The sequence below is a fragment of the Brachybacterium zhongshanense genome (genome assembly GCF_055385755.1).
In genome coordinates, this window is record NZ_AP043790.1 from 3,031,766 (window position 1) to 3,053,776 (window position 22,011).

Annotated in this window: 19 protein-coding genes and 1 pseudogene; 16 read left to right on the forward strand and 4 right to left on the reverse strand. The window is 72.1% G+C overall.

What is annotated here, in order from left to right; translation table 11 throughout:
- Window positions 1–70: 70 nt before the first annotated feature.
- Genes ACZ5AJ_RS13455 through ACZ5AJ_RS13465 form a run of 3 tightly spaced genes read left to right on the forward strand, consistent with a single transcriptional unit; the run spans window position 71 to window position 2,482 of the window.
- Complete coding sequence (locus tag ACZ5AJ_RS13455) at window positions 71–406, forward strand: PadR family transcriptional regulator (protein WP_464135529.1); 336 nt, start codon at window positions 71–73, stop codon at window positions 404–406.
- Window positions 399–1,619 carry a chromate efflux transporter gene (gene chrA / locus ACZ5AJ_RS13460; protein ID WP_464135531.1) on the forward strand — a complete coding sequence of 407 codons (1,221 nt, stop codon included), beginning with the start codon at window positions 399–401 and terminating at the stop codon, window positions 1,617–1,619. Before ACZ5AJ_RS13455 ends, chrA begins: the two co-directional genes overlap by 8 nt.
- A 38-nt stretch (window positions 1,620–1,657) precedes the next feature.
- Complete coding sequence (locus ACZ5AJ_RS13465; RefSeq protein WP_464135532.1) at window positions 1,658–2,482, forward strand: LLM class flavin-dependent oxidoreductase; 825 nt, start codon at window positions 1,658–1,660, stop codon at window positions 2,480–2,482.
- A 73-nt stretch (window positions 2,483–2,555) separates the two neighbouring features.
- Here ACZ5AJ_RS13465 and ACZ5AJ_RS13470 read toward each other — a convergent pair whose 3' ends face one another.
- Together ACZ5AJ_RS13470 and ACZ5AJ_RS13475 are read right to left on the reverse strand one after the other, a co-directional pair.
- Window positions 2,556–3,518, reverse strand: a complete 963-nt coding sequence (locus tag ACZ5AJ_RS13470) for an AraC family transcriptional regulator (RefSeq protein ID WP_464135534.1) — start codon at window positions 3,516–3,518, stop codon at window positions 2,556–2,558.
- Between the two features lie 107 nt (window positions 3,519–3,625).
- A complete protein-coding gene (locus tag ACZ5AJ_RS13475; RefSeq protein ID WP_464135536.1) occupies window positions 3,626–4,798 on the reverse strand; it encodes an NAD(P)-dependent alcohol dehydrogenase in 1,173 nt (390 codons plus the stop codon).
- A gap of 302 nt (window positions 4,799–5,100) precedes the next feature.
- On the opposite strand from ACZ5AJ_RS13475, the gene ACZ5AJ_RS13480 reads away from it, so the two are divergent.
- The 9 genes from ACZ5AJ_RS13480 to ACZ5AJ_RS13520 all read left to right on the forward strand — a co-directional run bounded on the left by ACZ5AJ_RS13480 (window position 5,101) and on the right by ACZ5AJ_RS13520 (window position 15,485).
- Complete coding sequence (locus ACZ5AJ_RS13480) at window positions 5,101–6,024, forward strand: exodeoxyribonuclease III (RefSeq protein ID WP_464135537.1); 924 nt, start codon at window positions 5,101–5,103, stop codon at window positions 6,022–6,024.
- A gap of 131 nt (window positions 6,025–6,155) precedes the next feature.
- Window positions 6,156–7,169 (forward strand): hypothetical protein, encoded by a 1,014-nt coding sequence (locus tag ACZ5AJ_RS13485; protein ID WP_464135539.1) that lies wholly within the window; start codon window positions 6,156–6,158, stop codon window positions 7,167–7,169.
- Complete coding sequence (locus ACZ5AJ_RS13490; RefSeq protein WP_464135541.1) at window positions 7,160–8,023, forward strand: S-layer homology domain-containing protein; 864 nt, start codon at window positions 7,160–7,162, stop codon at window positions 8,021–8,023. Before ACZ5AJ_RS13485 ends, ACZ5AJ_RS13490 begins: the two co-directional genes overlap by 10 nt.
- A 54-nt stretch (window positions 8,024–8,077) precedes the next feature.
- Window positions 8,078–8,776 (forward strand): hypothetical protein, encoded by a 699-nt coding sequence (locus tag ACZ5AJ_RS13495; RefSeq protein ID WP_464135542.1) that lies wholly within the window; start codon window positions 8,078–8,080, stop codon window positions 8,774–8,776.
- 20 nt (window positions 8,777–8,796) lie between these two features.
- On the forward strand, window positions 8,797–12,303 hold the full coding sequence (locus ACZ5AJ_RS13500; protein ID WP_464135544.1) for a S41 family peptidase: 3,507 nt from the start codon (window positions 8,797–8,799) through the stop codon (window positions 12,301–12,303).
- A gap of 124 nt (window positions 12,304–12,427) precedes the next feature.
- Complete coding sequence (locus tag ACZ5AJ_RS13505) at window positions 12,428–13,072, forward strand: SRPBCC family protein (protein ID WP_464135546.1); 645 nt, start codon at window positions 12,428–12,430, stop codon at window positions 13,070–13,072.
- Entirely contained in the window at window positions 13,065–13,715 is a 651-nt protein-coding gene (locus tag ACZ5AJ_RS13510) for a TetR/AcrR family transcriptional regulator (RefSeq protein WP_464135547.1), read from the forward strand. Before ACZ5AJ_RS13505 ends, ACZ5AJ_RS13510 begins: the two co-directional genes overlap by 8 nt.
- A gap of 115 nt (window positions 13,716–13,830) precedes the next feature.
- Window positions 13,831–14,754, forward strand: a complete 924-nt coding sequence (locus ACZ5AJ_RS13515; RefSeq protein WP_464135549.1) for an ABC transporter ATP-binding protein — start codon at window positions 13,831–13,833, stop codon at window positions 14,752–14,754.
- Complete coding sequence (locus ACZ5AJ_RS13520; RefSeq protein ID WP_464135550.1) at window positions 14,751–15,485, forward strand: ABC transporter permease; 735 nt, start codon at window positions 14,751–14,753, stop codon at window positions 15,483–15,485. Before ACZ5AJ_RS13515 ends, ACZ5AJ_RS13520 begins: the two co-directional genes overlap by 4 nt.
- An 8-nt stretch (window positions 15,486–15,493) precedes the next feature.
- Here ACZ5AJ_RS13520 and ACZ5AJ_RS13525 read toward each other — a convergent pair whose 3' ends face one another.
- Window positions 15,494–15,784: a DUF1905 domain-containing protein gene (locus tag ACZ5AJ_RS13525; protein WP_464135552.1), complete on the reverse strand. Its 291-nt coding sequence runs from the start codon at window positions 15,782–15,784 to the stop codon at window positions 15,494–15,496.
- A gap of 128 nt (window positions 15,785–15,912) precedes the next feature.
- On the opposite strand from ACZ5AJ_RS13525, the gene ACZ5AJ_RS13530 reads away from it, so the two are divergent.
- The 4 genes from ACZ5AJ_RS13530 (at window position 15,913) to ACZ5AJ_RS13545 (ending at window position 21,085) form a co-directional block, all read left to right on the forward strand.
- Entirely contained in the window at window positions 15,913–16,602 is a 690-nt protein-coding gene (locus ACZ5AJ_RS13530; protein ID WP_464135554.1) for a hypothetical protein, read from the forward strand.
- A gap of 324 nt (window positions 16,603–16,926) precedes the next feature.
- A complete protein-coding gene (locus tag ACZ5AJ_RS13535) occupies window positions 16,927–17,670 on the forward strand; it encodes a copper chaperone PCu(A)C (protein ID WP_464135556.1) in 744 nt (247 codons plus the stop codon).
- On the forward strand, window positions 17,667–19,073 hold the full coding sequence (locus tag ACZ5AJ_RS13540) for a Dyp-type peroxidase (RefSeq protein WP_464135557.1): 1,407 nt from the start codon (window positions 17,667–17,669) through the stop codon (window positions 19,071–19,073). Before ACZ5AJ_RS13535 ends, ACZ5AJ_RS13540 begins: the two co-directional genes overlap by 4 nt.
- 521 nt (window positions 19,074–19,594) lie before the next feature.
- A complete protein-coding gene (locus ACZ5AJ_RS13545; RefSeq protein WP_464135559.1) occupies window positions 19,595–21,085 on the forward strand; it encodes a gluconokinase in 1,491 nt (496 codons plus the stop codon).
- Here ACZ5AJ_RS13545 and ACZ5AJ_RS13550 read toward each other — a convergent pair.
- Window positions 21,082–21,976: pseudogene (locus ACZ5AJ_RS13550) on the reverse strand (IS5 family transposase). The gene ACZ5AJ_RS13545 and the pseudogene ACZ5AJ_RS13550 overlap by 4 nt on opposite strands.
- Window positions 21,977–22,011 lie beyond the last annotated feature (35 nt).

Below are 22,011 nucleotides of genomic sequence, written 5' to 3' on the forward strand. Positions count from 1 at the left end.
ATGCAGCAACACGACAAGGCGTTCGCGTCGAGTTCACTATCTCTTCTCGTTATCGAATTACGATAGTGAGATGGAGTCCAACGAACACGCCTCCACGGAACTCGAACATCACGACCTGCTGTCCGGGCTCGTGCGGATGCACGTCCTGCACCATGCGGCGCAGGAGGAGATCTATGGCGCGTGGATGATCGAGGAGCTCGCGGGCCATGGCTACCGGCTTTCCCCGGGGACGCTCTATCCGATGCTGCGCCGCATGGTCACCGACGGATACCTGACGGTCCGCTCCGAGCGCGACGGTCGCACGGTGCGCAAGTACTACTCCGCCACCGACAAGGGACGCGAAGGCCTTGCGCTCGCGCGGGAACGTGTCCAGATCTTCACCCGAGAGGAACCCGAGCATGACTGACGCCGTGTCCGCACCGACGAGAGCCGCGCGCGGCTCCGCCTGGGAGGTGTTCCGCGTCTTCCTCAAGCTCGGCGTCACCTCCTTCGGCGGGCCAATCGCGCACCTGGGATACTTCCGCACCGAGGCCGTCGAGCGTCGGAAGTGGCTGGACGATCGGGAGTACGCCGACCTCGTCGCGCTCTGCCAGTTCTTGCCGGGTCCCGCGTCGAGTCAGGTCGGCTTCGCGATCGGCCTGCACCGCGCAGGGGCTTTCGGCGCGCTGGCGGCGTTCCTCGCCTTCACGTTGCCGTCGGCGGCCCTGATGGTCGCGTTCGCTTACGGGGCGTCGCTGTTCGCGGGTCCCGTGGGAGAGGGCCTGCTCGTTGGCTTGAAGATCGTCGCGGTCGCCATCGTCGCGCAGGCAGTGCTCGGCATGGCCAAGAGCCTCGCGCCCGACAGGCAGCGCGCCTCGATCGCCGCCATCGCCGCGGCCGCGGCGCTGCTACTAGCGGGGTCTGCGGGGCAGGTCATCGCGATCGTCCTCGGCGCGGTCGCCGGGTACTTCCTCTGCCGCTCGGACGACGGCCCGGTCGGCGGGGCACTGCACTTCCCTGTCCGGCGCAGCGTCGGCGTGGCCAGTCTGCTCCTGTTCGCGGTCCTGCTGCTCGGGTTGCCTCTGATCGTGCTCGCGACCGGCTCCGGCGACGTCGCGCTGTTCGACGCCTTCTACCACGCGGGCTCTCTGGTCTTCGGCGGCGGCCACGTCGTGCTCCCGCTGCTCCAGTCCGGGGTCGTCGAGACCGGATGGGTGACCGACCAGCAGTTCCTCGCCGGCTACGGGGCCGCGCAGGCAGTCCCGGGACCGCTGTTTACTTTCGCGGCCTTCCTGGGCGCGGTCTCTACCACTGGTCCGGGCGGGGTCCTAGGAGCGGCGATCGCACTGATGGCCGTCTTCCTCCCCGGGTTCCTGCTCCTGGTCGGCGTGCTGCCGTTCTGGAACTTGCTGCGCCAGCGCCCGTGGGCCCAGGCTGTGATGCGCGGAGCGAACGCCGCAGTCGTCGGTATTCTCGCAGCAGCTCTGTACTCGCCTGTCTTTTCCACCGCGATCACCGGCCCCGGACCCTTCGCGCTCGCGCTGGTCTGCTTCGTGCTCCTGATCGCGTGGAAGCTGCCGCCCTGGGTGATCGTGATCGTCGGCGCTGCTGGAGGGGTGCTTCTCACGCTGCTTGCATAGAGAGTGCGGACACGGCACGCCAGCGTCACAACTCAGATATGCGCTACGAGAACCCCCTCTACCTCGCGGAGGAGGCTGCTGCGCTGGACCTCATCGCCGATGGACGGGTGGCGCTCGGCATCTCCCGCGGTGCTCCGGAGGCGGCCGACCGGGGCTGGGAGTCCTTCGGCTACACCGGGTCGACGGACCCGCGCGGGGCGGACATCGCCATGTCGAAGTTCGATGTGTTCCTGCAGGCCATCCAGGGTCATCCGATGACTCGGGCCGCTGCGCAGCCGTACATGTCCGACGCCGCGCCGCACGCCCCGCTGCGGATCGAGCCGCAGTCCGAGGATCTCGTCCGCCGCATCTGGTGGGGTGCGGGCTCCCGCGCCACCGCCGAGCGCACCGGCGCCCAGGGACTGAACATGATGAGCTCGACCTTGCTCACCGAGGCCACGGGCGCCGCCTTCGGCGACCTGCAGGCCGAGCAGATCGACGTCTACCGGGAGGCGTTCCGGAAGGCCGGGCACACGCATGCCCCGCGCGTGTCCGTCTCGCGCAGCGTCTTCCCGATCGTCAGCGAGCAGGACCGGATGCTGTTCGGCATGCGCCCGGGCGAGGGAGCGGACCAGATCGGCATCATCGACGGCACCCGCTCGACCTTCGGCCGCACCTATGCCGGCGAGCCCGACCAGCTGATCGAGCAGCTGAAGGCCGACGCCGCCGTGCAGTCCGCCGACACCCTCATGCTCACGATCCCCTCGCAGGCGGGCGTGGACCTGAACCTTCACATCCTCGAGTCCTTCGCCCAGCATGTCGCGCCCGCCCTCGGCTGGGTGCCGAACACCGAGGGTCCCGTCCAGGGCGATCCCGTGCGCTGAGCCGACGCGCTCAGTCCGCCGACGGGTCCGGTCCGGCCGACGGGTCCGGCCCGGCTGACGGGTCCGGTCCGGCCTACGGATCCAGCGCGGCCGACGGATCCAGCGCGGCCGACGGATCCAGTTCGGCCGACGGGTCCAGTTCGGCCGACGGGTCCGTCGGCCGGGCCGCCCGATAGGCGCTCGGGGAGGTCCCTGTCTCCTCGCGGAAGCGGCGATTGAAGTTGGAGAGGTTGGAGAAGCCGGCCGCATAGCAGATGTCGGCAACGGCGAGCTCGGTGCGCTGGAGCAGACGGCAGGCCTCGGAGACCCGCAGTCGGATGACGGTGCGGGCGAAGCCTGCGCCGGTGGCCCGCGTGAAAAGCCGCGAGACGCGGGTGGGGCTCAGCCCGAGCTCCCGGGCGACGAGCTCGAGGCGCAGGGGACCCTGCAGATGATCGTGGATGAAGGCGATCGCGCGGTCGAAGACCTCGGAGTCGTGCTGTCCGAGCGACGAGTCGATCGCCGTCTCACTGAGCGGCTCACGGTCGGCGGAGGGCGCGGTGGCCAGCAGATCCAGCAGGTCGAGGAGACCGGCGAAGCGGGAGGCGCCCCGCCGTCGGGCGACGTCCATCAGCACCTCGGCGGCACGGTCCCGGGTGCGGCCGTGGTACTGGATCCCGTGACGGGCGGCCTCCAGCAGCGGCGGGATCCCGGCGAGGTCGGGGACATCCTCGGCGAGCCGCTCGAGGAGGAGGGGATCGGCCTGGATGAGCGCGTCCCGTCCGGCGACGGTCCCGCCAGGACCGATCGCGGAGACCCAGTTGTGGGGCAGCCCCGACCCGATCAGGTAGAAGTCGCCGGGGCCGAAGGCGCGGGCTGCGTCCCCGATCTGTGCGAGACCGGAGGATCCGGTGATCAGGTGCAGCTCGATCTCCGGGTGGTGATGCCAGCGTGCGAGCGGATGCGGGTAGTCGTGCTGGAACCAGCGCAGTGCGCTGTCCCGATCCATGACCACCAGCTCACGCACGGGCGCGGTGGGGTCCGATGCAGCGGACATCGCTCCTCCGTCCTCCTCGCCACCACCGATGGAACAGCGCCGATCGGGCCCTGCAGCAGGGCCGACCGACCCCGGAGCAGGGCCGACCGACCCCGGCATCATGCCGATCAGCCTTCGCCCACGACGATCTGCAGCTTGGTGTCCGTCGGCCGCCCCTCGGCTCCGCGGTCGAAGGCGACCAGGGCGTCCTCGAGCGGGAAGGTCTCGGTCACCAGTCGGGTGAGGTCCACGCCGGGGCCCGCAGCGAGGTCGATCGCCTTCTGGTAGACGTTCGCGTAGCGGAACACGGTCTCGATGCGCAGCTCCCGCACCTGCGCCTTCGTGGTGTCGAAGGGGACGGGTCGACCGGGCATCCCGACCACGACGAGCACCCCGCCAGGGGCGGGCACGTCCCAGATCGACTCGTAGGAGGGTGCCGCACCGGATGCCTCGAAGACGGCCTGCGGCCCCCAGCCGCCGGTCTCACGGCGGACGCGCTCGGCGAGGCTCTCCCGGGAGGCGTCGACCGGGATCAAGCCGGGGATGTCCTCGATGAGCGCGAGCTTCTCCGGGGCGAGGTCGGAGACGTAGACGCGGGCGGCGCCGCCGGCGAGCGCGGCCAGCGCGGTGACGATGCCGATCGTCCCGCAGCCGACGACCGCAGCGATGTCGCCGGGCTTCAGGCGCGCCTTGGTGGCGGCCTGCATGCCGACGGCGAAGGGCTCGATCAGCGCGCCCTCGGCGAAGGAGAGGCTGTCGGGCAGGAGGTAGGTGTGCTCAGCGGGGTGGAGGACCTCCTCGACGAGGCAGCCGTCGTACGGCGGGGTCGCCCAGAAGCGCACGGCCGGGTCGACGTTGTAGATGCCCTCGCGGGCGGCGCGGGAGCGGGGATCCGGGATGCCGGGCTCCATGCAGACGCGGTCGCCCACGGAAAGATGCTCGACGCCCTCCCCGACGGCGACGACGACGCCCGAGCCCTCGTGGCCGAGGATCATCGGCGCCTCGACGACGAAGTCGCCGATGGACCCATGGGTGTAGTAGTGCACGTCGGAGCCGCAGATGCCGACGGTGCGCATCGAGATGCGGACCTCGCCGGGGCCGGGCTCGCCGAGGCGCGGCACATCCTCGAGGGTGATGCGGCCCTTCTCCTGGAGGACGACGGCGCGCATCGTCGCGGGGCCGTCGGGAGCCGCGGTCGCGTCCGCAGGCTCGGCAGCGGCATCGGCAGCGGTATCGGCTGTGGGATCGGCTGTGGGATCAGCAGCGGTGCCGGCCACGGTGTCGGCAGCGGTGGTGGACATGGGTTCCTCTCGGAGAGCGGATCGCTCGGGCCAGGTCGATCGAGTGCGGTCAATCGGGTCCTGTCGGACGAGCCAGGTCGATCCGACGGTCAGAGGGACCCGGTCGGTGCCAGCGTGGCAGGTCCGCGGCGGGCGATCCAGCGCGATCGATGCCGCGGACCGATACTCTCGTGCGCTGAGTCCGGCCTACCCATCGGCGATGACCTGCATGATAGGAGGATCCTCGTATCGCGCCCGGGCCGCAAGGTATCGGCGCAGCCGGCCGACGGTCCAGGCGGCGTCCTCCCCGTACCCTCATGGCCATGCTCCGCATCGCCACCGTCAACGTCAACGGGATCCGTGCCGCCCACCGTCGGGGCTTCGGCGACTGGCTCGCGACCCGCGGCTGCGACGTCGTGGCCCTGCAGGAGGTGCGGGCGCAGGCGGCGAAGCTGCCTGCGGACGCCTTCGGGGACTATCACGTCGCCCTGGACCCCGGCATGATCCCCGGCCGCAACGGGGTCGCGGTGCTGACCCGTCGGCCGCCTGCGGCGGTGCGCAGCTGGGGCGGGACGGCGCTGGTCGGCGCCCCGTCGTCGGCCCCTGCCGAAGTCCCCGCGCCGGACCGGATCGCCCTCGCGCGCGGGCTCGGCCCGTTCGCGACCCAGGGCCGGTACCTCGAGGTCGATCTCGCGGACGCCCCCGTGACGATCGCCTGCCTGTATCTGCCCAAGGGCGGCCTGCCCGCGCACCTGCAGCGTCCCGAGCGGATGCGGGAGGCGCCCGACGGCGGAGCGCGCTACGACCGCAAGATGCGCTTCATGGCCGCCTTCTCCCGGTACCTGACCCGCACCCGCCGAGCGGCCGCCGCGGACGGCCGGGAGCTCCTGCTCATGGGGGACCTGAACATCGCGCACACTCCTCAGGACCTCGCCGCCTGGCGCCGCAACCAGCAGACCGACGGGTTCCTCCCCGAGGAGAGGAGGTGGCTGGGCGAGCAGCTCTCGCCGCGCACCCTCGTCGACGTGGTCCGACGCCTGCATCCCGACGAGGACGGGCCCTACTCGTGGTGGTCCTGGCTGGGGCAGTCCTTCGCGAAGGACGCCGGCTGGCGGATCGACTACCACCTGGCCACTCCCCGTCTGGCGCGCACTGCCGTGCGGGCCACGGTGGATCGCGACCACCACGGCGTGCGACTGTCGGACCACTCCCCCGTGATCGTCGACTACGACCTGCCGGCGGCCTGATCACCGGGCCACGGGTCACGATGTGATGCATGGCGCGGACGTGCCCGCGTGTCGCCGCACCGGGTCCCGTACAGTGACTCCGACGAGCGCCGGTGGGTGCGCTCGCCCCGCCCTGCCCTCGGAGGACAGCGATGCCATCGCCGCGACACGCCGCCGCCCCGGCAGCGCCCGCGGCACCGGTCACCGCAGCGCCTGCGACACCGATCCTCGCAGATCCGGAGGTCGCCGCGCCTGCGGCGCCGTCGTCGGCCGGGACCGGATCGTCGGCCGCGCGCAGCGCCTTCACCCCGGACTCCCCCGAGCAGGCGATCACCCTGTGGGGATCCTCGTCGATGAACTCCGAGGGCGGCGCCGACGGGACCCCGCTGCCGGTCCGCATCCACGAGCACCTCGCGCTCGCGGCCTCCCCGGCGATCGTCCACCCGTACGGGGTGGGCGCGACCCGCTCGCAGCACACGGTCCTCATGCGCGGCCTGGACACACCGCTCGCGACGCCCGTCGGCGACCCCGATCCCGCGACCGGCGCGGTCGCGGTCGCCCTCGACTCGGGTCTGGCGCCGTACGGTCCGATCAACGTGCCCGGAACCCTCGGCGCGGTCGCCGGGACCCTCGACGGCACCTCGGGGACCTGGATCTTCACGCCGTCGGTCGCGGACACCGAGGTCGCCGAGGGCACCTTCGTCTCCTCCCTGCGGGAGATCGCCGAGGGCTCGCGGCAGGTGCTGTGGGTGGGCAAGAACAACATCGGGGACGTGGACCGGGTGCTCGATGACACCCAGCGCATCTGGGATGCGGCCGACGATCCCGATCACGACACCATCGTGCTGGGCCAGTGGGCGACCGAGAACGACCCCGTCGGCTCGACCACCGCCGACGCCCTGGCCCGCGTGAACGCCGAGCAGATGGAGCGCTACGGCGACCACTTCCTCGACGTCCAGACCCTTCTGACCAGCGAGGACGGCCTCGCCTGCTCGCCGCTGGCCGGACTGAGGGTGTTCGAGCAGGGCTCCTCCCAGGACGCCCTCGAGCAGGGGGTCGTCCCCCCGATGCTGATCGCCACCGATGCGATCCACCTCAACGGATGGGGCAACCTCGCGGTCAGCTGGGCCCTCGTGCGGCGGATGAGGGAGCTGCGATGGCTGTGAGACGACCGCCCGCCCCGCGCCTGATCGCGCACGGCGACGAGAGGACGACGGCCCCGGCCGACGAGAGGACCGCGACGGCAGGAGAGTCGGCGGCGCCCGCTCCCGACGCACCCGGTGCGCCGAGCGCAGCCGATGCCGAGAGCGCAACCACCGCGGAGCCGTCGGCCACCACGGTGCAGTCGGCCGCCGCGGAGCCGTCGGTCGTCGAGGACGGGGCCGACCGACAGAGCCGACCGCGCCGACCGCGGCGGCGCACCCTGCTGCTGACCGGTTCCGCAGCCGCCGTCGCCGTCCCCGCTCTCGCGCTCGCCTGGCTGAAGCTCGATCCGACCGGCGCCTCCGCGCGCTCCGTCCTCGGATCCTCCCGCTCCGCGAGCAGCGGGTTCTCCGATGTGGATGCCGACGATCCGGCCCTCGAGGCGATGGCCTGGGCCGACGAGACCGGCGTGCTGCCCGCCCTCGACGACGGCTCCTTCGCTCCGGACCGGACGCTCCCGCGCGCCGATCTGCTCACCGCCCTGCACCGCTTCGCCGGGTCCCCGGAGGTCGACGTCGACGCGGCACCCCAGGTGTTCGCCGACCTCGAGGACTCCGATGCCTCACGCGCCGCCGCGCTGTGGCTGCACGGACGGGCGGTCCTCTGGGGCGACACCGAGCTGCGGATCCGCACCGCCGACATCGCCACCGGCACCGAGACCGCGACGATGATCGCCGACCTCGTCCGCCCGGTCCTCGTGTCCCTGGGGGCCGAGTGGCAGGATGGCATCGAGCTCGGCGACGGGGAGCTCACGCGCAGGGGCCTCGCCGAAGCGCTGCATGCGGCGGACTCGGCGATCACCGACGCGATGGGCTGAGCCACCGGCCCCGTGCCTCCCGGCGCCGCACGATCCGACGACGAGGACGCCGCCATGACCCGGGACATCCCCCTCCGAGCTGCGACGACATCGACTGCACGCCCTGCACCTCCGGTCGCTTCCGCGACCTCCTCCCGCGGTTCGGCCGCCGCGCCGCCGACGGCCCGATCGACGAACCAGCCGACCAGCCTGCCGACCGCCCTGTCGGCGTCCGTCCTGCTCGTGCTCGCTCTCCTGCTGCTGGCGGGCTGCGGCACCGCCTCCGCCCCGGCCTCCGCAGGGCCCGACGGGTCCGCCGGGTCCGACGGCGGCAGTGCTTCCGATGCGGGAGGCGGTTCCGACGCGGGAGGCTCCTCCGACGGCGGCGGCGCGTCCGACGAGCCCTGGGATGCCGACATCGACCCGACGGAGATCCTCGCGACTTGCGCGGCGGCCGAGGACCCGCCCTGGACGACCCTCGAGATCACGCGCCGATGGGCCGCGCAGGACCAGGATCAGCTGGTGGTGTGCGTGGACCGGGCCGACGACTGCGAGGAGGTCTTCGAGGCCCGCCCCGAGCTGAAGCGCGAGGACATGGACGTGACCATCGACAGCCTCACCCCCGGCCGACCCATGCCCGACACCTACAACGTGGAGAGCGACGACATCGGCCTGATCGTCGTCGACGGCGCGGTGTACCGGGTCCGCCTGCTCGACCAGCCGATGGGCCCGCCCGACGAGGAGGGATCCGCAGCGAGCGACGGCTGCGCATAACCGGGCATACCCTGGCGTGCATGACGACCTCTGCGCTCCCTGCTCACGCCTCCTATCTGCGCCACCCCGACGTCCATGGCGGCAGCGTCGTGCTGACCGCCGCGAACGACATCTGGATCGTCCCCCTGACCGGCGGGAACGCGTGGCGGCTGACGGATGAGGGAGCCCCGGTCTCCTCTCCCCGCTTCTCCCCCGACGGCTCGCAGGTGGCCTTCACGTCCCGCGCCTCCGGCAGTCCCGAGGTGTGGGCCGTCGCGGCCGACGGCTCCACGGCCCCGCGCCGGCTGACCGTATGGGGCAAGCCGTCCACGAAGGTCGTCGGCTGGCTGGCCGACGGTCGGATCGTCGCCGCGTCCAGCTACATGGCACCCCTCGCCCGCGACATGCAGCTGTGGGCGATCGACCCGGGCGACGACGCCGAGTGCGCCGCCGAGGTGCTGCCGCTGGGCCGCTCCGGCGAGCTGGCCATCCACCCCTCGGGCGTCACCGTCGTCGGCACCCCCTACCGCCGCGACCAGGCCTCCTGGAAGCACTATCAGGGCGGCACCGCCGTGAAGCTCTGGATCTCCCGGGAGGACGTCCCGCTGGACGCCCCGTCGTCGGCCCATGCGGACCGCAGCTGGGAGCCCCTGCTGGACGAGCTGCTCGCCTCCAAGACCAGGATCGCCTGGTACGGGGACCGGCTGATCTTCGCCTCCGACACCCCCGGCGCCGGCGCCTCGCGCACCGATCGGGCCAGCGGGAACCTCTGGTCGGTCGCCCTGGACGGCTCCGACCTGCAGGTCCATACGCATCTCCGCTCGGAGGACGGCTACCTGCGCGAGCCCGCGACCGACGGCTCGACGATCGTGTTCACCTCCCGCGGCCGTCTGTTCGCGATGGACTCCCTGGACGCCGAGCCCCGCGAGGTCGAGGTGCGCACCACGGGCGTCGGCGCCGCCCGGCTGCCGCGGACCGCGGAGCCCACCCACCGGCTGCTGTCGATGCGCCCCGTGCACGACGCGCGGGCGAGCGTCGTCGAGCTGCGCGGCAGCGTCCACCTGCTCACGCATCGCGGCGGCCCCTCGCGTCTGCTCGGCGGCACCTGCGGACTGCGCCTGCGCGAGGCGCGGCCGCTGGGCCGCTCGCCCTTCGCGATGTTCGTCAGCGACGTCGAGGCCGGACGGGACGTCGAGCAGGGCGGCATCGGCTCCGACATCCTGGTGCTGCGCCGACTCGACGCCGGCGGTCAGGAGATCCGCTACGACCTCGGAGAGGTGGGACGGATCCTGCATGCGATCCCCTCGCCCGACGGCTCCCGCATCGCCCTGTCCACCTCCGACAACACGGTGCGCCTGGTGACCCTGCGCGGCCTCGTGGATCCCGCGACGACGTCGGCCGGGCACTCGCACTCCGGGAACGAGCCGACCGCCCCGGCGCTGGACTCGGTGCGGGAGGTCGGCCGCTCCACCGGCGGCGAGATCCGCGATCTCGCCTGGTCGCCCGACGGCCGCTGGCTGGTGTGGACGCAGCCCGACTCCTGGCAGCTCTCCCGCCTGATGATCACCGACACCGAGGACCACGAGCCCACGGGCCGCGCCCTCACCTCCGGGCGCTTCCAGGACACCTCCCCCGCCTTCAGCGCCGACGGGAAGCATCTGGCGATGCTGTCACTGCGCACCTTCGAGACCCAGTACGACGACATGGTCTTCGACCTCGGCTTCGTCAACGCCCAGCGCCCCTACCTGATCCCGCTCGAGCGCACCACCGCCGATCCCTTCGGCCCCCACCCCGACGGCTGGGGCGCACCCGAGGAGAAGCCGGCGACCCCGTCGTCGGCCGCAGATCCGTCGGCCGCAGCCGCGTCGGCCGACGCGGGGACGTCCCCAGCGGCCGCGTCGGGCGGGGAGCCGGCCGCGAGCACGACCAGTCCTGCCGGGGCCGACGAGGCCCAGCGCGCGCCGCGCACCGTCGTCGACCTCGAGGCCGTCGAGTCCCGGATCGTGCCCTTCCCCGTCCCCTCCGGGACCTACTCGCATCTGACCCCCGTGACCGGCGGCTTCGTCTGGCTGCGGCATCCGCAGCCGGTCGTGCTCGGCACCTCCCGCGCCGGCGTCGAGGGCGAGCCGCCCGCCCCCGTCCTCGAGCGCTGGAGCCTCCAGGACCGCACGCTCACCGTGCTCGCCGAGGGCGTCACCGATCTCGCCGTCTCCGGCGACGGCGAGGCCCTCGTCATCACCCAGGGCGAGAAGCGGGTGCAGATCCCCGCGACCCGCAAGGCCGAGGACGACGACCCGGCGCGCGTGGTCATCGACGTCGAGCGCCTGCACCTGACCGTCGATCCCGTCCTCGAGCGCCGCGGCATGCTGTGGGACAGCTACCGGATCATGGCGCAGCAGTTCTGGCGGGCCGACATGGACGGCCAGGACTGGCACGCCATGACCTCCTGGTACGACCCGGTGATCGAGCGCGTCGTCACCGACGACGACTTCCACGACCTCATGTGGGAGGCCGTCGGCGAGCTCGGCACCTCCCACGCCTACATCATGGGCGCCCCCTTCAAGCCCGCGACCCCGATGGTGCCCGGCTACCTGGGCGCCGACCTCGAGCTCGTGGACGGCCGCTGGCGCATCGCCCGCATCCTCCCCGGCGACTCCTCCGACCCCGATGCACGCTCGCCGCTGCTCGCCCCCGGCGTCGCCGCCGAGGTCGGTGACATCATCGTGCGGATCGGCGGGCGCAAGGTCTGGCCCGAGGGCGTGGGCCCGCTGCTCGCCGGCCGCGCCGACAAGCCCACCGAGATCGTCCTCGAGCGGGACGGCATCGAGCGCCGCGTGGTCGTCACGCCCCTGGCCAGCGACGACGCCCTCCGCTACCAGGACTGGGTGGCCTCCCGCCGTGCCCTGGTCGCCGAGCTCTCCGGCGGACGCCTCGGCTATCTGCACATCCCCGACATGGTCTCCTCCGGCTGGGCGCAGATGCACCGCGACCTCCGCGAGGCCACCAGCAAGGAGGGCATCGTCGTGGACGTCCGCTACAACAGCGGCGGCCACACCTCCCAGCTGGTCACCGACCGTCTCGCACGCCGCGTCCTGTCCTGGGACTACCCGCGCCACGAGACCCCCGGCACCTACCCGTCCTTCGCCCCGCGCGGCGCGGTCGTGCTGGTCACCAACCAGGAGGCCGGCTCCGACGGCGACATCGTGGGCGCCGTCGCCAAGGCCATGCGCATCGGCCCGGTGATCGGCACCCGCACCTGGGGCGGCGTCATCGGGATCGACGGCCGCTACGACCTCGTCGACGGCACCGGCATCACCCAGCCGAAGTACGCCAGCTGGTTCGAGGGCCAGGACTGGGAGATCGAGAACTACGGCGTCGACCCCGACATCGAGGTGCCGCTGCCCCCGAACGCCTGGGTCGGCGGCGAGGACCCGCAGCTCGCCCGCGGCGTCGCCGAGGCGTTCGCGCTGCTCGAGGAGAGGCCCGCCGCGGTCGCGCCCCCGCTGCCCGCGCCCCGCTTCGGCCGCGAGGAGGGCGGGCAGGGCTGACCTCGGACGCCCGATCTGACGCCATGCCACATCCGCAGGCGGCTCCTGCCCGCCATCGTCCTTCCCGCAGCATCGGCCGCGGGCGCATGATGGAAGGACAGCGTTCCGACGGAGGATGAGGATCATGGCCGACGACGACACCCAGCGCACTCCCGCCGCAGCACCCGGCGGCGCCGAGGCAGGACCGTCCGAGGCAGGTGGGCCCGACGTCGGCGCGTCCGACGCCGGCACCTCCGACGACGGCACCTCCGACATCGACCGTCGGATCCGCGACCTGTCCGTCTGGGCGACGATCGCGGACTCGACGCTGATCATGGAGGTCGACATCGCCGGCAGCGAGGACCAGCTCTGGCAGGCGATCACGGATCCCGAGCGGCTCGCGCGCTGGTCGCCCGTGGTCCCGGATCGTCCGCTGACGTCCGTCGGCCCGGCGCTCGCCCGCGAGACCCCGGAGGCCGATCCGGTCGCGGCCGACGTCCTCGCCATCGCCGGGGAGCATGCGGTGACACATCACTGGGGAGAGGCGACCCTGGGCTGGATGATCGAGGAAGGACGCCTGGACCTGCAGGTCGGCCTGCCGGAGGTCGAGGACGCCCAGTACTTCGCGGCCGGCTGGCAGGTCTGCCTCGGCGTCCTCGATGCGCAGCTGCAGGGGCTGGACCAGGAGCGGATCATCGGCATGGAGGCCCTCGACCACGGCTGGGACGAGCTGCGTCGCGGCTTCGCCGAGGAGTTCGGCCACGAGCTCGGAGAGGCGCCCGATGCCTGAGCCCGCCGAGGTCGCCGCCCCGAAGCGCGGTCGGGGTCGGCCCCGCGGCAGCACCGGGCAGGCACGGGCACGGATCGTCGACGCGGCGCGCACGGCGTTCGCCCGCACCGGCTTCACGGGCACCTCGCTGCGGGCGATCGCCCGCGAGGCCGGCGTCGACCCGGCGCTGCTCCACCACTACTTCGACTCCAAGGAGCAGCTGTTCCTGGAGACCGTCGACCTCCCCCTGAACCCCGCCGACGTGCTCGCCGAGGCCCTCGCCGAGGTCACCGAGGGATCGCTCGGCGAGGCGATGCTGCGCCGGATGATCCCGCTGTGGGACCTGCCGGAGGTGCGACGGGTGATGACGGTGATGCTGCGCTCGATCCCCGACTCCCCGGACCACGGCCGCATGACGCAGGAGTTCATCCGCACCCGCATCGCGCCGGTCGCGATGCACCACCCCCTCGCACGCATCCCCGAGGGGGAGGAGGACCGGGCCTTCATGCAGCTGCACTCCCTGCTGTTCGGGATCGCCTACGACCGCCTCCTCGCCTGCACGCCGCCGCTCGCCGACGCCTCGGCCGACGAGATCGCCCGCGCCTTCGGCCCGCTGCTCGATCTGATCCTGGGCTGCGAGGTCCCGGACCGGTCGTCGGCCTGATCACGGGCGCGACGGCCCACGCGATGGCGAGCGCGAAGGCGGGTGCGATGGCTGGCGTGCTGATGGGCATGCCGAGGCATTGACAGGCGCGTCCGGGAAGCGGAGTATTCATCACATGATGAATACTGGTGCTGAGGCGCCGCGCGCCGATCCGCAGCACATCGGGCCGACGCATCGGGCCGACGTCGCCCCGGCGCAACCGGCAGCCCGCCCGGCGGGGCCAGCGGGACCAGCGGGGCCGTCGGCGATCTCGATCCGGGGCCTGACCGTCCGTCGCGGGCGCAACGACGTGCTCCGCCAGGTCGACTGCGAGATCTCCCGGGGGACGATCACCGGCCTGCTCGGCCCCTCGGGCAGCGGAAAGACCACGCTGATCAGGGCGATCGTCGGGACCCAGAGGATCACGGGCGGAACGGTCGACGTGCTCGGCGAGCGTGCCGGCGCGAAGGCTCTGCGCTCCCGGGTCGGATATGTGACGCAGGCGGCGAGCGTCTACGACGATCTCACCGTCGGGGAGAACCTCGCGTACTTCGCGCGTCTGCTGCGTCGGCCGGACCGCGTGCGCCCGACCCTCGAGGCGACCGAGCTGGAGTCCGTCGTCGGCCAGCGGGTCGACGCGCTCTCCGGCGGACAGCGCTCGCGCGTCTCGCTCGCCGTCGCACTCCTGGGCGAACCCGAGCTGCTCGTGCTCGACGAGCCGACCGTCGGCCTCGACCCCCTGCTGCGGGCCTCCCTGTGGGAGCTGTTCGCGCGCCTCGCCGACTCCGGCACGGCGCTGCTGGTCTCGAGCCATGCCATGGACGAGGCCGAGCACTGCACCGACCTGGTGCTGCTGCGCGAAGGCCGCGTCATCGCCCAGGGGAGCCCGCAGGCGCTGACGGAGCGCACCGGGACCGCCGACGTGGAGGGCGCCTTCATCGCCCTGTCGACGTCGGAGCCCGAGCCGGCGCCTCCGGAGCCGACCCGCCCGGGCCAGGAGCCTGAGACGACGAGCCCCGCGGAGGTCTCGTCGACCACCGCCGAGGAGGCCCGATCATGACCCTGCGCTCCACCCTCGCGACCGCGGCGCGCGTGCTGCGGCAGATCCGGCACGACCATCGGACCCTCGCGCTGCTGCTGGTGGTCCCCTCGCTGCTGCTGATGCTGGTGGCCTGGATCTTCTCCGACACCGACGTGCTCGACAGCATCGCCCCCTACCTCATCGCGATGTTCCCCTTCATCACCATGTTCCTGGTGACGTCGATCGCGACGCTGCGGGAGCGGCGCTCGGGCACCCTCGAGCGGCTGCTGAGCATGCCTGTGGGCAAGGCCGATCTGATCATCGGCTACGCGCTCGCCTTCGGGGCGCTCGCGGTCGTGCAGTCCCTCGTGTGCGTCGGGGTGGCGGTGTGGGTGTGCGGGGTCGACGTCGGCGAGCACGTCGCCCTGCTGCTGCTCGCGGCCGCCCTCAACGGGGTGCTCGGCACCTCCCTCGGCCTGTTCACCAGCGCCTTCGCCGCCACAGAGTTCCAGGTGGTGCAGTTCATGCCGGTGTTCGTGTTCCCGCAGATCCTGCTCGCCGGCCTGTTCGTCCCGACCGAGGATCTCCCGACGGGGCTCGAGGAGCTCTCGCAGGTCCTGCCGATGACGCATTCCTTCGACGCTCTCTCCGAGCTCGTCTCCGACGACGCCGATCTTGCCGTCGCCGGCACCCATATCGCTGTGATCTGCGGCTTCACCCTCGCGTTCCTCGTCATCGGGTCACTGTCCCTGCGTCGACGGACGCCCTGAGCGGCGGATCACGCCCCGCTGATGTGCAGGTCCATGCTGATGTCGTCGCCGACGCCGACGCCCTCCGCGCGCTGCACGACGACCTTGATCGGCACCAGGTATCCGCCGTGACGGGGGAACAGCGAGGTCGTGAACTCGGTGCCGCCCACCCGCACCGACGCAGGGATGCAGCCCCAGCCGTAGGTGGCCTCGCGCGCGACCGCGGCGATGGCGTCGGCCTCCTCGGCGGGGACGGGGACGAAGACGTAGGGCGGCGGCCCGCGCCACTCGATCGCCGTGGCGGTGAAGAACAGGTCCATGCTCCGCGAGGGTAGACCCCCGCCTCCCGCGCCTGCCAGAGCGCAGCACAGCCACCACCGGAGCGCGGCACCGTCGTCGGAACGCGGCACAGCCACCGGAGCGCGTCTGCCGCGGCACAATGGGAGGCATGTCCTCGACCCGGTCCCCGCTGCGCCTCCTGCGCGGCGGTGTCGCCGCGACCGTCGCCACGGCGGTCGCGCTGAGCGGACACGTGATCGGCGGCGGCGAGATGCCGACCTGGATCGGGATCCTCGTGCCCTGGTGGCTGTCGGTGGCAGCCTGCTCGGTCCTCGCCGGCTCCCGGTTCTCCCTGGCGAGGATGTCGGCCGCCGTGCTGACCAGCCAGGCGCTCTTCCATGGCCTGTTCGCCGCGGGGACCGTCGGCGACGGCTCCGTCGCTCTGCAGGCCCCGCCCGGGAAGAGCCTGGGGCATCATGCGCATGCGGAGGCATCCTCCTGGTCGAGTGCGTCGTCGGGCTCATCGGGGGGCGCCGTCGAGGCGCCGCTCCACGCCTCCCATTCGATGCTCGACCATGCGGTCTCCGGAGCAGGCGGCTGGAGCATGATCGCAGGTCACCTCGTCGCCGCGGCGCTGACGATCATCCTCCTGCAGCGCGGGGAGGCGCTTGTGCTGCGCGGCTTCGGGCTCGCCCGCAGCCTCCTGCTCTTCCTGCGCCCCGCCCTGCCCTCCGTCCCCGGAGTCCTGCTGCCCGCGCCTCTGCGCATCCGGCCCGGGACCGCTCGCGTGCGCCGCGTCCGGCGCGCCGTCCTCTCACCGCGTCTGCGACGCGGCCCCCCGGTGCTGCAGGCCGCCTGACCCGCGATGACCTCCAGCCGGCTCCGGATCGCACGATCCGCCTCCGGCCCGTCATCACGTCAGGCCGCCCACCCCTGAGGCGTCGCACCTCCAGGCAGCAGCAGAGGCCCTCCGACGAGGGCCCGCATGCCCGCATGCCCTCCGTGCGACCCCGGACCATCACCCCGGCTCGATGCCGCCGGTGCGCACCCCGTCGTGGCCCATCGCGCCCGAGCGCATGCGCGCGCCCTCGGACACCGAGCGCAGCCAGCACATCCAGCACATCCAGCACATCCAGCACATCCAGCACATCCAGCACATCCAGCACATCGAGAGGACTCTCCCGTGCTCCGCATTCCCTGCATCACCCGCATCTCCCGTTCCTCCTTCTCCCGCCCCTCCTTCTCCCGACCCTCCATCGCAGGCCCCTCCCCTGCCGATCGCGCCGCGCAGGCGCCCCAGCGCGTCACGCGTCGTGCGGCTCTGACCGGACTGCTCCTCGCACCGATGACCGCAGGCGCCCTCGCCGGCTGCTCCGACGACGGCACCTCCGCGAGCGACAGCTCCGCGGCGTCCGACGGCACCGCGGCATCCGACAGCACCGCGGCATCCGACGGCTCCGGCAGCGGAGCCGAGATCACCGTCACCGATCCCTGGGTCAAGGCGGCGGACTCCGGCATGACCGCCGCCTTCGCCACCCTCACCAACACCTCCTCGAGCGACGTCACCCTCGTCGCCGTGACCACGCCCGCCTCGGACATGGTCCAGCTGCACGAGACCGCTTCCGACGGCTCGGGCGGCATGAGCATGCAGGAGAAGGAGGGCGGCTTCGAGATCCCCGCTGGGCAGACGCTCGTGCTCGAGCCCGGCGGGGACCACATCATGCTGATGGACCTCGCCGAGCCCCTCCTCGCCGGCGACACGCTCGACCTCGCGCTCGTCCTGGCCGACGGCACCGAGATCCCCATGACCGCCACGATCAAGGACTTCACCGGCGCGGACGAGGACTACGGCGACCAGGAGGACCACGGCTCGGACAGCGGACACGACTCGGACAGCGACCACGCCTCGGACGGAGGCGAGGGATGAGCGCGCGCGAGCGCCGATCCGCACATCAGCCCGGTGCGGATCATCGGCCAGGAGCAGGCCGTCGGCTGGGAACGGACGATCGGCCGGGGGCGGACCATCGGTCAGGGGCGGACCGTCGGCCGGGGCGTCGCCAGCTCCTCCTGGCGGGCACCGCCGGCGCAGGGGCGATCGGCGTGGGCGCGGCCGCGATCGGACTGGATCGCGCACTCCGTCCATCGGCCGACGGAGCAGCCGACGCGGACGGCACGGAGCGGGCGAACGGTGCGGACGCCGGATCGTCGAACGCAGCGCTGCACGGCGGGGCCACCATCCCCTTCCACGGCGCTCACCAGGCCGGGATCGCCACCCCGGCGCAGGGCTTCGCCTCGTTCATCGCCCTGGACCTGCGGTCCGAGGTCGACCGCGACGGCGTCATCCGGATGCTCCGCCTGCTCACCGACGACGCCGCGCGCCTCACCCAGGGACGCGCAGCCCTCGCCGACACCGAGCAGGAGATGGCAGAGGACCCGGCGAGCCTGACGGTCACCGTCGGCTTCGGACCGGGCCTCCTGCGGCGCGCCGACCGGGAGGTCCCCGACTGGCTCGCCCCGCTGCCCGCCTTCGAGATCGACGAGCTCGAGGAGGGCTTCTGCGACGGGGACCTCCTGCTGCAGATCTGCGCCGACGACCCCCTGACCCTCGCGCATGCGGCACGGATGCTCCTGAAGGACATCCGCTCCCTGACGACGGTGCGCTGGGTGCAGCAGGGGTTCCGCCGCGCCTGGGGCACGCAGCGTCCCGGCACGACCCTGCGGAACCTCTTCGGCCAGCTCGACGGCACCGCCAACGCCGACCCGGACAGCGAGGACACCGCCGAGGCGGAGTCCTTCGCGGCGACGGTCTGGATCGACGAGGGCGCTTTCGCGGGCGGGACCTCGATGGTGATCCGTCGGATCCGCATGGACCTCGACGGCTGGGACCGGGTGGACCGCACCGCCCGCGAGGAGTCCACGGGCACCCGTCTGGCCGACGGCGCCCCGCTCACCGGCGGCTCCGAAGGCTCCGACGCCGACTTCGATGCCGTCTCCGAGAACGGCTTCGCGATCATCCCCGAGTTCTCCCACATGCGTCGGGCACGCGGGGTCGACGAGTCCGACGACGGTTCCGGCGGTCGGCAGACGATCTTCCGTCGGCCCTACAACTATGAGCAGGCACCGGTTGCTGGATCCGAGGAGCTCTCCGACTCCGGGCAGATCTTCGTGTCCTTCCAGGCCGATGTGCTCGGCCAGTTCGTGCCGATACAGCAGCGCCTGTCGGACCTGGACCTGCTGAACCAGTGGACCACCCCCATCGGCTCCGCCGTCTTCGCGATCCCGCCGGGCTGTGCGGAGGGCGAATACCTCGGTCAGACCGTACTGCAGTAGACCCGCCACCGCTGACCTGCCCATATGGAGTCGGCCTGTCCAGAACGGGGTAGGCCTGTCCAGAAGGGGTAGGCCTGTCCAGAAGGGGTAGGCCTGTCCACCTCAGGTAGGTCTGCCGGCTGCACGTCTGTCCATGATCGGTAGGCCAGACCACCGGAGGTAGCTGAGCGGCATCTGCCTCGTCATATGCAGGGCAAATGCCGCTCAGCTACCGATAATGGACAGGACAGCTCGTCAGCAGGGCCGCCGCTGGACCGGGCACCGGCAGCCGGGCAAGATGCAGGGCACCAGGCACCAGGTGCCGGGCAGAGCACAGACCACCGGGCCAGATGCAGAGCACCGTGCACAGGCACCAGGCACCGGGCCAGATGCAGAGCACCGTGCACAGGCACCAGGCACCGGGCGCGTGGCAACCGGTGGCGTCATCGGTCCTTCGCGAGCGGGCTCTCTCTATCCTTGCCGCAGACCGCTCCCCCGGCGCGGGTGCCCGACGACGCGCCGCCGACCCGCAGGAGATCCTCGTGACCCCCCGTTTCAGCATCCCCACCGACGACGCGCAGGCCCCCTTCGTCATCGGTCTGGACATCGGCTCCGGCGGTACTCGAGCAGCGGTCTACGACGCGAGCGGCCGTGAGGTCGGCAAGCGGACCCACAAGGTGCCGCACACCTTCGACTCCGGCGCCGACGGCACCTCCACCATCGACGCCGACCAGATCGTCGACGAGCTGCGCACCGCCCTCCACGCCGTCCTCGACGAGCCCCTGGCGGGCCCCGTCCTCGGCATCGGCTTCGACACCTTCGCCTCCTCGCTCGTCGTGGTGGACGCCTCCGGGGCCGCGATCACACCCTGCATCACCTACGCCGACACCCGCTGCCGCGACCACGTCGCCGAGCTCCGCGGACGACTCGACGTCGACGCACTGCACGAGCGCACCGGCGCCCGCCTGCACTCGTCGTACACCGCCCCCCGCCTGGCGTGGCTGCGCGCCGAGCACCCGGACGTCTTCGCCCGCGCCGACCGGTTCATGGCGCTCGGCGAGTACGCGGCGCTCAGACTGCTGGGGACCCCCGCGCTCGGCACCGCCTCCGCAGCCTGGTCCGGGATGATCGACCGTCGCACCGGCTCCTATGTTCCCGAGCTGCTGGAGGCTGTGGGAGTCGACGAGTCGGCGATGGGCCGTCCGCTGGACCCCTCGGAGGGGATCCCCGTCGGCGGCACCCCGCTCGCCGCCGAGTTCCCGCAGCTCAGCGAGGCCGTCTGGGTCCCGGTGATCGGCGACGGGCTCTCCGCGAACCTCGGGATCGGCGCGCTCGGCGCATCCACCTGGGGCATCTCGACCGCGACCTCCGGCGCGATCCGCCAGCTGATCCCCACCCACGACGGCACCCTCCCCAACGGCCTGTGGGCCTACCGGGTCGACACCGCCCGCACTCTCGTGGGCTCGGCGATGAGCGACTGCGGGAGGGTGCTGGACTGGGCCCGCTTCCAGCTGGCGATCCCCGAGGACATCGCGCAGACCGACACCGAGTCGCTGTTCTCCGCGGCCCCGTCGGACGGCACCCCGATCGTCGTCCCCTTCCTCTCCGGCGAGCGGGGCACGAAGTGGCGCGACGGTGCGCGGGCGATGTTCGCAAACGTCTCCGCCTCCACCACGGCGGAGGACATGCTGCGCGGTGCGATGGAGGGCGTGGCCCTGTCGTACCTGCGCATCGCCGACCAGATGCGGGAGATGGGCGGTCAGCCCGAGCGGATCATCCTCTCCGGTGGAATGACCGAGGCGATCCCCGCCTGGCTGCATCTGCTGGCCGACGCCCTCGGCGCCCCCATCGACCACGTCGCCGTGTCGCGCTCGACCATGCGCGGCTCGGCGGTGCTCGCCCTCGAGCAGGTCGCCCCCGATGCGGCCTCCGTCGAGATCCCGGTGCTGCGTCGCGTCGAGCCCGTCGCCGCGCACGCCGACCACTACCGCGAGCGCCTCGAGCGCTTCGAGAAGCTGTCCGACCTGGCCTAGGGCGTGTCTGACAATTGCTGGGTCCAGGCGATGGCGGCTTGGATGAGGACGGCTGCGTGGTAGATGATGGCGTGGTTGTCGTAGCGGGTCGCGAGGCCGCGCCACTGCTTGACGTCGCAGAAGCGGCGTTCGATCACGTTGCGGTTCTTGTAGTCGGCTTTGTCGAGACCGACCGGCCTGCCGCCGCGTGATCCGCGCCGCTTGCGGTGCCCCTTCTGGTCGTCGGGTTCGGGGATGACGGCCTTGATCCCGCGGGCGCGGAGGTGGCCGCGGATCGCGCGGGACGAGTACGCCTTATCGCCACGGACCGCGTCTGGTCTCGTGCGCGGCCTGCCCACGTCACGGCCGACGCGCAGGCGCGCCAGCAGCGGGAGGAACATGGGCGAGTCACCCGCCTGTCCCGGAGAGATCAGCGTCACCAGCGGCAGCCCGTTTCCATCGACGAGCTGGTGGATCTTCGTCGACAGTTCGCCGCGGGAGCGGCCGATGCCGTGGTCAGACGGCTCGTCGAGCAGATTCGTGCAATTCGATCCAGGCCCCTGTGGTGCGGGTCATGTTCGTTGCGTGCTGGTGCGCCCTGGCGATCGTGGAGTCCACCGATAGCGACCAGTCCACGAGCCCGGCGGCGTCCGCGGCGGCAGTGAGCTTCGCGAGCACCCTGTCCCAGGTGCCATCCGTGGCCATCCGGTGATGCCAGGTCTAGACCGTCTGCCACGGACCGAACGACTCGGGCAGATCCCGCCACGCGATCCCGCACCGGAACCGGTAGATGATGCCCTCCAGCATCGTCCGCGCGTCCGAGAACGGGCGCCCCTTACGACCCGTCGGACGAGGCAGCATCCCCTCGATCAACGACCACTGAGCATCCGACAGCAACTGGAAACGCGACACGCATCCCAGCCACTCAGCCAGACACCGAACTATTT